We start from the raw sequence: 17571 nt of genomic DNA on the forward strand, positions 1-17571 counted from the left end.
ATTTATCTAATTTGATTGATAAATTCTAAACAAGCTTCTCCCGGGTTGTCTGTTTTCATAAAGTTTTCTCCTATTAAAAAACCTTGAAAACCAAATTCTTTCAATCCTGTAATTATCTTTGGATCAGAAATTCCGCTTTCTGAAACCTTTAAACAAGTATCAGGAATTTGACCAGCCAATTTAATCGAATGTTCTAAATCTACTTCAAAAGTATTTAGATTTCTATTATTAATACCGATAATCTTATTATCTAAATCGTTAATTTTATCTAAATCTTCTTGGGTATGAATTTCATACAAAACCTCTAACCCTAAATCTGCCGCTAGATTTCCGTAGTTTTTTAGTTCTGTAGCAGTCAAACAAGAAGCAATTAATAAAATGACATCGGCGCCAATGGCTTTTGCTTCTACAATTTGAAATCCATCAACAATAAAATCTTTTCTAAGAATAGGTTTTTGTTGATTAATGATTCTTGCTTCCATTAAATCTGCCATCGTTCCTCCAAAAAATGAAGTATCTGTTAAGATTGATTGTGCCGCTACATTGGCATCTAAATACCCATTGGTAACCTCTGCAATAGTTGCTTGGTCGTTAATGATTCCTTTTGATGGAGATTGACGTTTAAACTCTGCAATAATTCCGGTAGAACCAACTTCTAACAAAGATTTTTTTAATGAAAAAGTTGTTCTTCCAAAACTAGGACTTTTCACTAAATTCTGAACAGGAACTTCTGCTTTTATCTTAGCAATTTCCTTCTTTTTAAATGCTATTATTTTATCTAAAATTGTCATTTCTTATATATTCTGTCATTGCGAGGTACGAAGCAATCTGTTAATTCAAATTACAAGATTCCTTCAGTCACAAACTTCGTTTGAGTATCTTCAATTAAAAAATATTTTAATTTCAATAATCTTCGGAATGACGTTTTATTTATTACTATTTATTTTACTTCTGTCATTGCGAGGAACGAAGCAATCTCTTTTTATAAACAGATTACTTCACTCGTAACCTCATTAGTAATGACGTTCTAATTATAAACTCACTAACTTCTCTAATGTTTGTTTTGCTTTCAATCCAAATAACGAATCTTTAGCTTCTGCAAAAGCAGTTTCAAAAGACTTGGTATCATCTACAATAGTTAAAGCAAAAGCTGCATTTGTTAACACTACGTTATTCTGAGCTTCCGTTCCGTTTCCTCCTATAATAGATTTAAAAATGGTAGCTGCATCTGCAACAGAATTTCCTCCAAATATTTCTGATTGCTGAATTCTTTTCTGCCCTAAATCTTCTGGATTTATAATTTGTTCTCCATACTTCGTGAAGAACTTAAATCCGCTTGTTAACGAAATTTCATCATAACCATCTAACGCGTGAATAATACCATAATTGATGTCTTCTTCTTGTAAAATATAATTGTACAAACGTGCAACTTCCAAATTAAAAGTCCCTAGCATGTGGTTTTTTGGCGAACTTGGGTTTACCAAAGGACCTAACATATTAAAGAACGTTTTTAACGCCAACGCTTTTCTTGTTCCACTTACAGCTTTCATTGCTGGATGAAATTTAGGCGCATGTAAAAAACAAATATTTGCCTTTTCTAGATGTTCTCTTAAAACACTTACATCATTGGTAAAATTGTACCCAAAACTTTCTAACATATCTGAAGAACCAGATTGAGAAGACACAGAATAATTACCGTGTTTTGCTACTTTTTGTCCTGTTCCTGCAACAATAAAAGAAGTTAAGGTTGATATATTGAAGGTATCTTTTCCATCACCACCAGTACCAACAATATCTATGGTATTATAATCTGATAAATCTACTCTTATAGCCAATTCCATTAACGCATCTCTAAAACCAGCAAGTTCATTTGCGGTAATTGGGCGCATCATAAAAACAGTCATAAATGATGCTAAATGAGCATCATTGTATTTCTCTGCAGCAATATCTTTTAAGATTTGTTTTGCTTCAGATTTAGACAATCTTTCGTGATTATATAATTTGTTTAAAATTGCTTTCATAATTCTTACTTGTCATTGCGAATCAAATGATAATTTGATGTGGCAATCTTTTAATTAAAAATGAGATTACTTCGTTTCTCTCGTAATGACATTACTTTTTTACACTATTTATAAAATTTGTAACCAACTGCTCACCAACGTCTGTTAAAATAGATTCTGGGTGAAACTGAACCGCAGAAATTGGAAATATTTTGTGCTCAATTGCCTGAATTAAACCATCTTCATCTCTTGCTGTTACTTGTATTTCTTCTGGAAAACCTTCGTCTGTTGCTGCCCAAGAATGATAACGTGCCGCCATAAATGTTTCTGGAACATCTTTAAAAATAGTCGCGTTTTTATCTGTTACTTTCATCTCTGTAGCAACTCCGTGAAAAACATCGTCTAAATTGATGATTTTGCCACCAAAAACTTCTGTAATTGCTTGCAAACCTAAACAAACTCCGAATATTGGTTTTATGCCTGCGTATGTTTTAATGACTTCTTTTAAGATTCCTGCTTCATCCGGAATTCCTGGACCTGGAGATAACATAATGATATCATACGTACCTACATCTGCAATACTGATTTCGTCATTTCTAAAAACCGCAGGAAAGTTTCCTGTAATTTTTTCTACCATGTGTACCAAATTGTAGGTAAACGAATCGTAATTATCTAAAATTAATATTTTCATGTTTTTTCTAATTGTCATTGCGAAGCAAATTTTTCATTTGCTGTGGCAATCTGTTTATTAATTAAGAGATTACTTCGTCGGAAAAACTCCTCGTAATGACTTAATACTCAATTTCGCGTTAGGGATTGAATGGTCTGTTTGAGCTCTTTTTTGTTTTTCTCAAAAAAAGCGAGTAATGAAAGCCCGTTAAAACGCCCAAATTAAAATCAATCTCTTTTTATTTTATGCCTACAAGGTTTTGAAAACCTTGCTGGATACTTTATATGTTTTCTGCTAAAATTAACGCTTTATTTAACGCTGCTAATTTATTATTTACTTCTTGTAATTCCTTTTCTTCATCGGAATGAATAACGATTCCTGCGCCTGCTTGCGAGTACAAAACGTTGTTCTTACTCACAAAAGAACGAATGGCAATCGCTAAATTTACAGAACCATCTAAACCGATAATTCCGACTGCTCCACCATAAAAACCACGGGTTTGATTTTCATATTTATCGATCAGCTCCATTGCTTTGTACTTTGGCGCTCCACTTAAAGTTCCGGCAGGAAAAGTGTCTCCAACAATTTCTATTGGGTTTCCTTTAATCTTACCTCTAACCGTAGAAACCAAGTGAATTACATGGCTAAAATACTGTACTTCTTTAAAAACCTCTACCGTAACTTTATCGGCATGTTTGCTTAAATCGTTACGTGCTAAATCTACCAACATTACGTGTTCTGCCGTTTCCTTTTTATCTTCGGATAATTTTTTACCCAACTTAATGTCTTCTGCCATATCTCCCGTTCTTCTAAACGTACCTGCAATAGGGTTGATAGTGGCTCTACCTCCAGAAATTTTAATTTGTGCTTCTGGTGAAGAGCCCATTAATTTGAAAGATCCGTAATCGAAATAAAATAAATATGGCGACGGATTTATAGAACGCAATGCTCTATACACATTGAATTCGTCTCCTTTAAATTTTTGTTGAAATTGGCGTGATAATACTAGTTGAAAAACATCGCCTCTTTTACAATGCGATTTTGCTTTTCTTACATAGTCTTTAAATTCTTCGCCTGTAACATTGGAAGTTTCTTCGCCTACAATTTCGAATTTCTGCGTATTAAATGCTTGTGCATCGATAATAGTTTGAACTTCTTTAATACGAGATTCTGTACCTTCTTCTATATTTTCTATCAATGTCATTTCATCATTAAAATGATTGATGGCAATAATAAAACGGTAAAAACTGTACTGCATTTCTGGAATTGCAGAAGGTGCTTTTTTGTTAGTAAATTGAATATTCTCAAAATACTGAACAGAATCAAAAGTAGTATACCCGTACAATCCGTTGAATGATTTTAATTCGTCAGGACACTCTAATTCTATAGAATTGGTGAATTTATCGAATAACTCATAAAAGTTTTTATTGATAGGTTGTTCATCTAGTTGTGTTCCTTTGTGAGAAACAGAAAACTGATAATTATCTACTTTCATAGAAACAATTGGCTCCACGGCAATAAAAGAGAAACTTTCTTCTTTACTATGATAATCTGAACTTTCTAACAACAAAGTGTTAGCGTATTTGTCTCTAAAACGCAGGTACAAACCTACCGGCGTAACGGTATCTGCAATCTTTGTTTTGTGAATTGTTTTAAACTGTAATTTTTTCATTTTACTTTTTATCTGGTCGAGCGCAGTCGAGACTTATTTTGGAACCTCTCGACTGCACTCGAGGGGACATTTGTCTATTCTTTTTAACTTTGGATGATTTAAAAAATCATCATAAAAAAAAGGCTTATCGTGAGATAAGCCTTTTTAAATTTTATGTTGTATACATATAGGTTTTTTCTCACTTATTATATAAGAGAGTTCCACCAACCTGTATTTATTGTATTATTTTTCATTGTTTAACAAAAGTAAGATAGATTTTTTAAACAAGCAACCTTTAGTTTGATTTATTTTGGATTTAACCAAAAAGAGCGGATTTCTTTTGTAAAAAATTCTTTCTAGCTTACCTTCTTTTTTCAATAGGATTTCGATAAGAATCGAATACTTCTACCAGCTTTTTGATTCTTTTTCTAAATATTCTACAGTGGTAAAGTTTCCGTTTTTTACAGATTTCAAAGTACTCTGCACCTTCTCTACATACATTTCTTTGGTTAAAGCTTCTCCTTGAACTGTATAAGCCACATTTTTTTTATTAGATAGTTGCAACTCTAAAAATTCTTCAAAACGCTGAATTAAATCGATGTCTTTTATTTGATCGAAACGTTCTTTAAATATATTTTTTCTTGCAGCTAAATCCATAACGTAAAGGTTTAAGTACTACAAATATATGGAATTTTAAAATAAATATGGAATTCAGTCTCTTACAGCTTTCTTATCGAGTGTTTAAAATAATGGTTGTGGTACTTGTTGAAAATGAGCAATAACAAATATTTTTAAACTATTCTCATAAAAAAAATGGTTAACAAACACTTAATATCCCATCATTCTTAATTAAATAATAATAACAAAAAAATCTCGCTTTCGCGAGATTTTTATATTTTAAAGAATTCTTAAAAGACTATTTCCTAATAATTCTAACATTCATCTCTTCTACTTTTTTATCAGATAAAATTGAAGGTGCATTAAACAATAAATCTTCTGATGAACCTGTTTTAGGGAAAGCCATTACCTCTCTAATAGAAGCTTTCTTTTCTAAAATCATCATTAAACGATCTACTCCCCAAGCAATTCCTCCGTGAGGAGGTGCTCCATACTGAAAAGCTTTGTACATCGTGCCAACACTTTTCATCATTTCTTCTTTATTGTAACCCATATTTTTATAGGTTGCTTCTAAAATTTCTGCTTTGTGAGCACGAACAGAACCTCCACCAATCTCGTAACCGTTTAAGATTAAATCGTATTGTTGCGCTATAATGGTTCCTATTTCTTCTCCTTCTCCAGTCATGTGCTTTTCTAAGTCATAGATTGCTGGCATAGAAAAAGGATTGTGTGTAAATGTCCATCTTCCTTCATCTGTTTTTTCAAACATTGGAAAATCTACAACCCAAGCTGGTCTTAATTCTTTCGGGTTTATCAACTTTAAAATACGTCCCATTTCTTGACGAACAGCATCTAACGCTTTGTTAGCAGTTGCATAATCTGCTGCTGAGAAAAATACAATATCACCAACTTGTGCATCTGTAGCTTTAATAATATTGGCTGCAATTTCTTCTCCTAAAAACTTAATAATTGGCGATTGTAAATCATTTTCATTTACAATAATATAAGCCAAACCACCTAAACCATTTTGTTGTGCAATGGCCGTTAAATTTTCTATTTGTCCTTTAGACATACGTTTGTTTCCTTGCTCTGCTACAGAAACTTTAATACATTTTACAATTCCGCCGTCTTCAATTGGTTTGCTAAAAACTTGGAATGTGGTATCTTTTACAATATCCGTAATGTCTTGCATTTGTAAGCCATAACGTAAATCTGGTCTATCACAACCATATTTATCCATCGCGTTTTTATACGTAATTACTTCAAACGGACGTAAAGTCCATTTTTTACCGTAGATTTTCTTCACAATTTCATTAAACATTTTGGTGTTTAAATCGATTATTTGCTGCATACTTGCGTACGCAATTTCTATATCTAATTGTGTAAATTCTGGTTGTCTATCTCCACGAGAATCTTCATCTCTAAAACAACGTGCTATTTGAAAATATTTTTCAAAACCACCTACCATCAACATTTGCTTAAATTGTTGTGGCGCTTGTGGTAACGTATAAAAAGAACCTGCTTGTTTTCTTGTTGGCACAATAAATTCTCTTGCTCCTTCGTCTGTACCTGCAGTTAAAATAGGCGTTTCAATTTCTAAAAACTCTTCTTCATCTAAGATATCACGCATTAGCTTGATTACTCTATGACGGTTTACAATTGCTTTACGAACCTCATCGTTTCTATGATCTAAAAACTTATATTGAAAACGAACATTCTCGTTCGATTTCATTGCTCTTTTTATTTCAAAAGGAAGCGTTTTAGATAAGTTTAAAATATCTAAAGCAGACGTTTCTAATTCTAACTTACCGGTTCTTAAACCTGCATTATAATCATCTTCTTTACGCTGCACCACAATTCCGGTTACAGAAATAACAGATTCTGATTTTAATTTTACAAGCTCATCTAAATTAGGAAATGTTTCTCTACTTAAACGTACTTGAAAAACTTGATTGCTAGAATCGCGTAAATCAATAAAAATTAATTCACCATGATCTCTAACACTAGAAACCCAACCCGATAAAGTAACCTCATCATTAATTGAATCTTCTGATATTTGAGAAATTTTATGTGTTCTGTATTCCTCTTTTATAATAATAGGAACTTGAGGTAACGTTTCTTCTTCTATTTTTGCCTTTGGCTGGTCACTAGTTGCTTTTAACTCATCAGCTACAGCTGCACTCTTTGTCGTTTTAGCATCCGCAGAACAAGCATTTAATATTTCTTGACGAATTACTTTCCCTGAAGCGCCTTTACCAATAATACCAATAACTTTACCAACAAGAATACCTGCTTTCCCTTGGTTTCCTGCTTTAATATCGTTTGCAGTTGCTTCATTTTCTGAAACTACTTTTGCAACGGCAGCTTTAATTTTATCTTCAGAAATGGTATTGTCTTCAAAGTACTTTTTATAATCGAAAGTTCTATCTTTTAAATAAGATGTAATTCCGTTTTGCACTAAAACAGACGTTATTTTATCTTCTTTAAATAATTGAAAAATTTCAATTAACTGATCCACACTATGAATATTCTTATACTCATCTGCTCCAATATTATTTACCAATGTTTTGGCAACAAAAGAAGCGTCATTTATTTTATTATTGATCGCAACAAAAACTTCTGAACGTAAAGAATCTGCTGTAAAAAACTTAGCATCTTGTGGTAAAACGCCACCTTTTATCAAAATAGATTCTACTGCAAAAGGCAAAGAACTAATATCAACATGTATACTATCTACAACTTTTTTGATGTTTACAAAAGGTAAATCTGGTTCAGAAATAAAACGATAATCTGCTTCAAATTCCTTTTTACGCATTGTTTTGGTTTGCTTTAAATCTGCATCCCATAAAACAGTTGTTTGGTCTGGTCTAAATGCTTTATTTTCTACATAATAGCTTAATTGCTTTTCAATTTCTTCCTTTAAAGCATCTACCATAAACTTAAAAGAATTTAAGTTTTTGATTTCTGTTCTTGGGTTTAAATCGTAGGTATGTTTTTTACGAAGCGATACAGAAACATCCGATTTAAACTCACCTTTTTCTAGATTTGCTTCAGATATTTTTAAATTCTGAACAATTCTTTGAATGTATTGTGCATATGTAGATGCATCTTCTATATGACGAATACAAGGATCTGTTACAATCTCGATTAACGGAACACCTGCTTTGTTAAAATCGACTAAAGAAATTTTCTTTTCGTGCATCAATTTTGCAGCATCTTCCTCAATATGAACCTGCGTTAAACTTACTGTAAATTGCGAACCATCATTTCTATAACAAGAAACTTGTCCGTCTGGAATTACAGGATTGTGAAACTGTGTAATTTGTATGTTCTTTGGGTTATCTGGGTATTCGTAATGTTTACGATCCCACGAGATAATCTCGTTTGAAAAAGATGAATTAACAGCTTTACCGAAGTAAATAGCCTTTGTAATTGCTTCTTTATTAATAGAAGGTAAAACGCCCATTTGTCCGGTACAAACCGAACATATATTCTGATTTGGTTGTTCTATTTCTTGATTTGCACAAGAACAGAATAACTTTGTTTTTGTATTTAATCGAACGTGAGTTTCAATACCGATTACTAACTCTAAGTCGTGCTTTTTAATAAGCTCATTTAATTGTTCCAGTTCCATTATATCGTATCTTTTAAGAAGTTAGCAAACTTCAAAACAAGTTCGTCATTATTTTTTGCTGCCGTAATTTGTAATCCCGTTTCTGTTCCTTGTGGCACTGTTAATGTTGGTAATTGACCTAAACTAAAACCAACGGTATACGCATCCGATAAATACATCGCTAAAGGATCGCTTAAACTATCTCCAATTTTTGGAGGAGAATTAGGCGTTACTGGTGATAAAATAATATCTACCTCTTTAAAATCTTTTTCAAAATTAGCTACAATTTGATCTCTAACATTTAATCCTTTTAAATAGATTTCATCAGAAAAACCTTGCGATAACACTTGATTTCCACCAACTATTCTACGTTTAGATTCTTCAGAGAAATTTTCCGATCGTGTTATAGAATACGTATCTTTTAAAGTATCGCCTTCTATTCTGTTTCCGTAATTGGTACCATCTAATCTAGAAAGATTCGATGCTGTTTCTGCCATTGCTAATGTATAGTATGTAGAAACTAAGGTATCAGATTCAAAGAAATCTAATTCTCTCACCTCAATTCCTTTGGCTTTTATTTTTTTGATGGCTGATAAAAAATCTGCTTTTACTTGCGCATCAATTGCATCATTTTCAATGAAATTTTTAAAATACCCAACAGTTTTAATTCCATCAGCATTTAAAATAGTTTCTTCGGATATTGCTTCTGATGGGTACGTAGTTAGATCTTTAATATCTTTACCACTCATCACGTTTAAAACAATTCTAATATCTTCGATAGATTTTGCAATGGGCCCAACACAATCTGTAGACGACGCGTATGCCATTAATCCGAATCTAGAAATTCTTCCGTAGGTTGGTTTTAATCCGTATATTTTATTGTAACCTGCCGGTTGACGAACAGAACCTCCTGTGTCTCCACCAATTGAAAATACCGTAAAGTCTTTGGCTACATTTACTGCAGAACCTCCACTTGAACCTCCAGAAACCAACCCTGTATTAATCGCATTTTTAACAGCTCCGAAAATGGTATTTTCAGAAGAAGAACCATGACCAAAAGAATCACAATTTTCTTTTACTAAAGGAATGGCACCTGCATCAAATAATTTCTGAATAGCAGTTGCTGTATATGGTGATTTGTATTTTTTTAATAAATCTGAACTTGCCGTTGTTAAAGTTCCTTGTACCATGTACACATCTTTAATTCCGAATGGAATTCCCTCTAACAAACCAATTTCTTGTCCGTCTGCAATTTTAGCATCTACTTTTGCAGCCAATTCTAACGCTAAAGTATCTAAAAGTGAATTGACGGTATTGTGGGTGTTCGATTTTAATAAATCTAATCTTTCTTGCACTAATTTTGTACACGAAATTTCTTTGTTCACCAATTGCTGATGAATTTTACGTATTTGCGATTCCATAATTATTCTTCTATCACTTTAGAAACTACTAAAAATCCGTTTTTCTCTTTCGGGAAGTTTTCGATGATGATTTGTTTTTCCGCTTGCGGACTATCAATAACAACATCTTCTCTTAAATCATCTAAAGTTACAGCATTGTTATGATTGGTATTAACGTTAGTATCTGATGTATTTGCATTTTTAATTACCTCAAATAATTGATTCACCGATTCCGATGGCTCTGCTCCTTTAATACTAGACAAAATGTCTACCGTCATTATTTTGCTCATTTCTTTATTTTTTAATTAAGATTCTGAAACCAGTTCAGAACATGAAAAAAGCCTTCCGATTAGGAAGGCTTTATGTATATATCTATAAACAACAACCTCCCTACCCTAACAATTAGGATTATTGAAATTACGATTGTTATTATTATTTATCATTGTAACGTTATTGATGTCAAATATATAGAGAAAATGTCGTTTATAATCTTCTTTTTTAAGATTTTATATAGCTGTTGCAGAATTTATAAAATATCGTTGTTTATTTATTGATATAACAAAATATCAAAGTTTATTTACAAGAAACCTACTAATTAAATAGCAGGTTCCTTATAAATTCAGCGGAAAAATTGGGGGATTTTACTATTTTTAATAAAAAAACTTACTTTCTTAAAGGAATTGCAATATTTGGATAATCGGTAATAATTCCATCTACACCCATTTTTAGTAGGTTTACCATGTCCTCTTTTTTATTGACCGTCCAAGGAATTACTTTCATATTTTTATTTTGAATCGTTTTTACCTCATCTTTATTCAATAAAGCAAAATACGGACTGTAAATTTCTGGCACAAAACTTAACATCTTCATATTCGTTTCAAAATCATTTTGATACGTTAAAAACGCCAATATAAACTCAGGGTATTTCTTATGAATGTATTCTAAAATACGAGGATCAAAACTTTGAACCGTTATTTTATTTTTAGGAATTTTGGCTTTTATCAATTCCGCTATAACAAGGTCAGAAAATTTAGCAACAGCAGGTTGAAATTCTCTTTTTTCGTCATCAGGCGTACTTTTTATTTCAATATTATAACGAATCTCCTCATTTTTAGCTTGGGCAAAATCAATTACCTCAGACAACAATGGTTTGTAAGCTTTCTCTTTTTTCTGCTCTAAAAACTTAGGATTTCCAATAGAACCAACATCATAACTTTTAATTTTCTTGTATTTATTTTTATACATATTAAAAACCAATGCGCTTTCTTTAGAAATCTTATTTCCTTTAGCATCTAAAGTAACTTCTTCATTTAACCAAGGCTCATGAGAAACAACCACTTTGTTATCTTTACTAATTACAACATCTAATTCCAACGTATTTACACCTAATTCTAATGCTTTTTCAAAAGCCTGAATTGTGTTTTCTGGTGACAAACCTCTCGCTCCACGATGACCCTGTAAATCAAACTCAAACTTTTGTTCTTTCTCTAAAATTACCTCATCAATAAAAGTTACTGTTTCGTTATAAACACCTTGCCAATCGTTAGATCTTAAATCGCATGCAATTACATGGTTTCCTGCTTCTGGAAAAGCAACTTTTGTTTTTTTATCCGCAGGAGTCCCTAAACCATCATACATTTTTAAAATTGCCCCAACAGAAACCACTTGATCTTGTTCTTCTTCATTCTTATAATAATAACCAACAAATACAGGAACTTTAACTTTAGCAAAAGTTGCTGGCTTCATATTATCTAATAACATTTTTATTAAAGCCTCGTAACCGTTAACATGATACGTAGTAGACCAATATTTAGCTTCTTCTTCAGGTCTTTTCTGCTTTGTAATTTCACTACCGTTCATTTTTATAAATCCGGCTTTTCCTTCTGGAGTTGTAATGGCTGCAAATGCAGGATTTTTAAGTCCGATAAACGGAGAATACATTACCAAACCTAAAATAGAAGTATCTTCCGAAGCTAGTTTTAAACTTAAAGTTCCACCAGTAGATGTACTTACCAAAACTACTTTCTTACCAATTATTTTACCGATGGACAAAGCTTCTTTTGCTGTTTCTATATAGTTTTCTGGAGTTAACTTCTTAAAACTATCATCTCTTTGTATACCATGTTCTTTTAAACGAGACACATAAACATTTGCGTTGTATTTTTTAGAAAGCATACTTAATATAGGCTCTCCTTCCCTACCACTTGCTCCAAAACCATGCAAATAGACAAATGCAATATCAGATTGTTTATTTTTATAATTATCAGCCCAAATAATTCTAGCATCATTATTGGGTTTGATGTTTTTATTACTATCCTCTTTCTTTTTTACAATACTTTCAATTGTCATAATCGTTTTTACTTCTTGACCTAAAACTGTAAAATTAAAGGCTATTAATAAAAGCGAAGTTAAAAATGTTTTTTGCATAATAAATTGTGTTTAAAAAAAAGCTATCTAAAATGTTTGTTAAAATACATTTAGATAGCTTTTCTAATGAATTATAAGCGTTCTTAAAAGTTCGCTTTTACTTGTACTCCAAAAAATCTTGGTGCCCCAGCAATAAAAGTTGGTATACCAAAAGCACCACCTGTATTACCTGCATCAACAATAAACTCTTTATCTAAAGCATTGTTCATAAAAAAAGTAAGCTCGTAATCTTTGTTAATTACAAGACCTGTTTTAAAATTTAAGATCCCGTACCCATCTTGAGAAATATCTGGTAAATTTGTTTCTTCAAAAAATACTTTAGACTTATATGTATAAGTAGGTCTAAAAAAGTAGCTTAAGTTTTTAGTTGCATCTATGTTGATATTAAATCCTGCAGAAAAGGAATTCTTAGGTGTTAATCTAAATGTATTTCCTGCTAAAGCTTGAGCATTTCCATTAGAGTCTTCGTCATCAAAAGAAGCATCTATATAACTATAATTTGCAAAAAAGCTTGATGTCTTTGAAAACGCATATTGCATAGCCGTTTCAAAACCAAAAGAACTTGCACTTCCACTATCTTCTGGCGTTGCTGTTAGGACTCCATCTTCAAATTTAGAAATAGTTGTTTGAAAATTTGAATACTCATACACATACGCATTTACATCAAATTGTAATTTATTATTTAAAAACAATGATTTTGCACCTACCTCATAAGACCAAACTGTCTCATCTGATAATACATTTGTTTCTGTTGCCGTTACATTAATAACATTTGGCCTTCTCCCTCGAGCTGCCGTACCAAATAATGTAATATTATCATTTACATCATAATTTAAGGCAAAACGCCCAACAGCTGACAAAAAGTTTTCACTAGCTTCTATTTTTTCTCCGTTTGTTGATGCAAACAACACATTTGGATAACTACCTAATAAGTGTCCTAAAACAGAAGGGGTTTCTGAATCTGTTACTTGATACCCTGCATTAATGTTTTCCCAAGTAGCTCTTAATCCTAAAGTAACAGATAATTTATCAGTGAAATCATAAGAAGCATCAGCAAAAACATCTCCAGAATAATTTTCTCCAAAATTAGTATTTGATTCAGTATTAAAAGAATTTAACGGAGCACCTGCAAGTGGTCCAAAAGTAGCTGGATCGTTTGGTATATTTGGTAATAATGTTGGTACACCACTAATTAATAAAGCTTCCGGATTTAAAAATAACATTGCTACACTTTGCTCATTATATTCCCAAGGCACTCTTTGTGATCCTTTTTCGTAAAAGAAATTTCCTCCAAAAAACCCTCTAAATTTATCATCAGTATCAAAGTTAAACCTAACCTCTTGACTAAATTGCTTCCCTTCTGATATCTCATGAAAAAATAAAGCAGGAGCTGCAGTTCCGTCTGCATCAAAAGCTTCATCAGAATTAAATTTTCTATACGCAGAAGTAGCAGTAACATCCCAAACATCATTTAAATCATGTTTTAAAATTGCAGTAACACCCCAAACAGTTCTATCCAAACCTAACTCTTCTCCTCTTTCTAAATCTGCAAAAGTATTTGGGTTTGTATCTCCACCTAATGGTGCATAAGTCCCACTTTTAAAAGAAGTTCCCGGAGGTGTATCTTGTTGCCAGTTTGCAATTACATCTAAAGTAGTATCATCATTTAATAAATATCTAAATGAGGTTCTAAAAGCAACAGTTTCTTTTCCGTTTAAATCTCCACCAGAAAGGTTTTCGATATAACCATCTCTTTTATTATAAATTGCAGCAGCTCTAAAAAATAATTTATCGTCTACTAAAGGAGCATTATAATGTCCTGTTGCCAAAAACTGATTAAAGTTGCCATACCCTAATTTTACAGCACCAGACGTTTCATTTTTTGCTTTATTTTGAATGATATGCATTGCACCAATTTGAGCACCTCTACCAAACAATGTTCCTTGAGGTCCTTTTAAAACTTCTACACGTTCTATATCGTATAATTCAACCACAGAACCTCTAGATTTACTAATTGAAACTCCATCTTGAAAAATAGAAACCCTTGGTTCTACTCTAGAATCTCCACTATCACTTGTAATTCCTCTAACCACAATCCCTGGATTATTAACACTCTGGATTTGCACTTGAAAACCTGGTACATATTCCGATAAAGCATCATATTCAAACGTTCCTTGATTTTCTAAAAAATCTGTTCCGTAAGAGGTAATTGCAATAGGCACATCTTTATTTTTTTGTTCTCTTTTTTGAGATGTTACCACAACACCTTCTAACTGATAAGCACTTTCTTTTAAAACAAAGTTTTGAATAGTTTCTACCTTATTAATAACTACATTTTTAATAATTGTATTGTACCCTAAATATGAAACCTCAACAACGTAAGAGGCATTTGCAATTTTTTCTAATATAAATTCTCCATTTTCATCTGAAGTTGTTCCTTTAGCTATTTTTTTAATATGCACATTTGCTCCCATTATAGGCTCTCCTTGTTCTGTAGTAATAGTTCCTTTTAGGACACCTATATCTTGGGCATTTATACTAATTAAACTAAAAAGTGTTAAAAATGTAAGTACAATTTTTGAAAACATTGTTTTATGAGTTTATAATTAATTTGAATCACAAATTTATCATCGTAAACCGAGACTCTTATTAACTTAAAATCATACAAACGTTACTTTTTTAATCATTAGAACCTATTCTATACAGATAATTTACAAAACAATAACACCAAGGTTTCAGAATATTAATATTGTTTGCCTTTATCAGAAAAAAAACTTTTAGATTAATTACTGATTTATAAATTATTAATCAATTTAACAGTAGAATAAGCTACTTTAAACCAAGAATCATAAACTTAACTTACACACATCCATAACACCTTAATATCACACTAATATTCCTTCAAACGAAGAATGTCTGCTATTTTGTGTTTTTAAAACAAAAGTTTTAAGCGATTTTAAAATTTTCTAAATTTGATGTTAAAACAAAAAACATCAAATTTTAATTTAACATCATTTTTAAGCGATTTAAAGCACTTTTATGAAATTAATAAATGTTGATAATTTTAAGCTAAAATCACTAAAAAGCTTTTAAAAATACTTTATAAATTGTAAATTTGAGATTATGAATTTCACTTTTCGAAGCTGAATTTCATCAATCTAAAAAACATTAATTTACTTTTATATAATGAGCGAAGAAATTAAAAAAGAATATGATGCTTCCAGTATTCAGGCACTGGAAGGAATGGAGCATGTTAGAATGCGTCCTTCCATGTATATTGGAGACGTAGGTATACGTGGTTTACACCATTTAGTATATGAAGTTGTAGATAATTCTATTGATGAAGCAATGGGTGGTTATTGTGATACAATTGATGTTACAATAAATGAAGACAATTCTATTACTACTAAAGATAATGGACGTGGAATTCCTGTTGGAATTCACCAAAAAGAAGGCGTTTCTGCACTACAAGTAGTAATGACAAAGATTGGTGCTGGTGGTAAATTCGACAAAGATTCTTATAAAGTTTCTGGTGGTTTACACGGTGTTGGTGTTTCTTGTGTGAACGCACTTTCTGACCTTTTAGTAGCCACGGTTCATAAAGAAGGAAAAGTTTGGAGACAAGAATATTCTCAAGGTAAAGCATTATATCCAGTTAAAACGATTGGAGAAACAGATTTTACAGGTACAATTGTTACCTTTTTACCAGACAAATCTATCTTTAAACAAACTACAGAATATAATTACGATACGTTAGCAACTCGTATGCGTGAATTGGCTTTCTTGAATAAAGGAATTACAATTACCCTAACAGATAAACGTAGTACAGATGATGAAGGAAACTTTATTTCTGAAGTTTTTCATTCTGATGAAGGTTTACCAGAATTTATTAGATATTTAGATTCTACCAGAGAGCAATTAACTGCCAATGTTATTGCAATGGAGGGTGAAAAAAACGGAATCCCTGTTGAAGTTGCCATGGTTTACAACACCTCTTATGCAGAAAATTTACACTCTTATGTAAATAACATTAATACGCACGAAGGAGGAACACATTTATCTGGTTTTAGACGTGGTTTAACAAGTACGTTAAAAAAGTATGCAGATGAATCTGGACTACTTAAAAATGTAAAATTCGAAATTGCTGGAGATGATTTCCGTGAAGGACTAACAGCAATCGTTTCTGTAAAAGTTGCAGAACCACAATTTGAAGGACAAACAAAAACAAAATTAGGAAACAGAGAAGTTACTTCTGCTGTATCTCAAGCAGTTTCAGAAATGTTAACTGATTATTTAGAGGAAAATCCTAACGACGCAAAAACAATTGTTCAAAAAGTAATTTTAGCAGCAACCGCTAGACACGCAGCACGTAAAGCCAGAGAAATGGTACAACGTAAAACGGTAATGTCTATTGGTGGTTTACCTGGTAAATTATCTGACTGTTCAGAAACCGACCCAGCACAATGTGAAATTTTCTTAGTTGAGGGAGATTCGGCGGGTGGAACAGCAAAACAAGGTAGAGATAGAAACTTTCAAGCAATTTTACCACTACGTGGAAAGATTTTGAACGTGGAAAAAGCAATGCAACATAAAGTTTTTGAAAACGAAGAAATCAAAAACATGTTTACCGCTTTAGGTGTTTCTATTGGTACAGAAGAAGACCCAAGAGCTTTAAACTTATCTAAAGTTCGTTACCATAAAGTAGTTATTATGTGTGATGCCGATGTAGATGGTTCGCATATTGCTACCTTAATATTAACGTTCTTTTTTAGATACATGAGAGCAATGGTAGAGCAAGGTTATATTTACATTGCTACTCCTCCTTTATATTTAGTTAAAAAAGGTCAGAAAAGAGAATATGCTTGGGATGACAATCAACGTGATATCATTGCACAAAACATGGGCGGTTCTGTAAGTATACAACGTTATAAAGGTCTTGGGGAGATGAACGCAGACCAACTTTGGGACACTACAATGAATCCTGAATTTAGAACGTTACGTAAAGTTGTTATAGATAACGCAACTGAGGCAGACAGAGTTTTCTCTATGTTAATGGGAGACGAAGTACCACCACGTAGAGATTTTATAGAAAGAAATGCTAAATACGCAAACATAGACGTATAAAGCTTCCATCTAAATAAGTTTATAAAATACACATTTCTAACAATTAGGAATGTGTATTTTTTTTTGAC

Annotated in this window: 11 protein-coding genes; 1 reads left to right on the top strand and 10 read right to left on the bottom strand. The window is 32.0% G+C overall.

Annotation, left to right across the window (positions count from 1 at the left end):
- Positions 1–2: 2 nt before the first annotated feature.
- The 10 genes from trpC to H0I27_RS13820 all read right to left on the bottom strand — a co-directional run bounded on the left by trpC (position 3) and on the right by H0I27_RS13820 (position 14967).
- On the bottom strand, positions 3–791 hold the full coding sequence (gene trpC / locus H0I27_RS13775; RefSeq protein ID WP_218731203.1) for an indole-3-glycerol phosphate synthase TrpC: 789 nt from the start codon (positions 789–791) through the stop codon (positions 3–5).
- 240 nt (positions 792–1031) lie between these two features.
- Positions 1032–2021 carry an anthranilate phosphoribosyltransferase gene (gene trpD / locus H0I27_RS13780; protein WP_218731204.1) on the bottom strand — a complete coding sequence of 330 codons (990 nt, stop codon included), beginning with the start codon at positions 2019–2021 and terminating at the stop codon, positions 1032–1034.
- Positions 2022–2112: 91 nt separating this feature from the next.
- On the bottom strand, positions 2113–2691 hold the full coding sequence (locus H0I27_RS13785; protein ID WP_218731205.1) for an aminodeoxychorismate/anthranilate synthase component II: 579 nt from the start codon (positions 2689–2691) through the stop codon (positions 2113–2115).
- A gap of 259 nt (positions 2692–2950) precedes the next feature.
- Positions 2951–4342: an anthranilate synthase component I family protein gene (locus tag H0I27_RS13790; RefSeq protein ID WP_218731206.1), complete on the bottom strand. Its 1392-nt coding sequence runs from the start codon at positions 4340–4342 to the stop codon at positions 2951–2953.
- Between the two features lie 384 nt (positions 4343–4726).
- Positions 4727–4978, bottom strand: coding sequence for a hypothetical protein (locus tag H0I27_RS13795; protein ID WP_218731207.1), 252 nt, complete (start codon positions 4976–4978; stop codon positions 4727–4729).
- A gap of 259 nt (positions 4979–5237) precedes the next feature.
- Positions 5238–8573 (bottom strand): bifunctional amidotransferase subunit GatB/aspartate--tRNA ligase AspS, encoded by a 3336-nt coding sequence (gatB/aspS, locus tag H0I27_RS13800; RefSeq protein WP_218731208.1) that lies wholly within the window; start codon positions 8571–8573, stop codon positions 5238–5240.
- Positions 8573–9973 carry an amidase family protein gene (locus tag H0I27_RS13805; RefSeq protein ID WP_218731209.1) on the bottom strand — a complete coding sequence of 467 codons (1401 nt, stop codon included), beginning with the start codon at positions 9971–9973 and terminating at the stop codon, positions 8573–8575. The genes gatB/aspS and H0I27_RS13805 overlap by 1 nt, the downstream gene beginning before the upstream one ends.
- A gap of 2 nt (positions 9974–9975) precedes the next feature.
- Positions 9976–10242: a hypothetical protein gene (locus H0I27_RS13810; RefSeq protein ID WP_199269151.1), complete on the bottom strand. Its 267-nt coding sequence runs from the start codon at positions 10240–10242 to the stop codon at positions 9976–9978.
- A 373-nt stretch (positions 10243–10615) separates the two neighbouring features.
- Complete coding sequence (locus H0I27_RS13815; protein ID WP_218731210.1) at positions 10616–12379, bottom strand: glycerophosphodiester phosphodiesterase family protein; 1764 nt, start codon at positions 12377–12379, stop codon at positions 10616–10618.
- Between the two features lie 83 nt (positions 12380–12462).
- Positions 12463–14967: a TonB-dependent receptor gene (locus tag H0I27_RS13820; protein WP_218731211.1), complete on the bottom strand. Its 2505-nt coding sequence runs from the start codon at positions 14965–14967 to the stop codon at positions 12463–12465.
- 598 nt (positions 14968–15565) lie between these two features.
- Here H0I27_RS13820 and gyrB point away from each other — a divergent pair.
- The gene (gene gyrB, locus H0I27_RS13825) at positions 15566–17503 is read left to right on the top strand and encodes a DNA topoisomerase (ATP-hydrolyzing) subunit B (protein ID WP_218731212.1); all 1938 of its coding nucleotides are present in this window, start codon (positions 15566–15568) and stop codon (positions 17501–17503) included.
- The last annotated feature ends 68 nt before the right edge of the window (positions 17504–17571 follow it).

The sequence above is a fragment of the Polaribacter sp. HaHaR_3_91 genome (assembly GCF_019278525.1).
GTDB lineage: Bacteria > Bacteroidota > Bacteroidia > Flavobacteriales > Flavobacteriaceae > Polaribacter.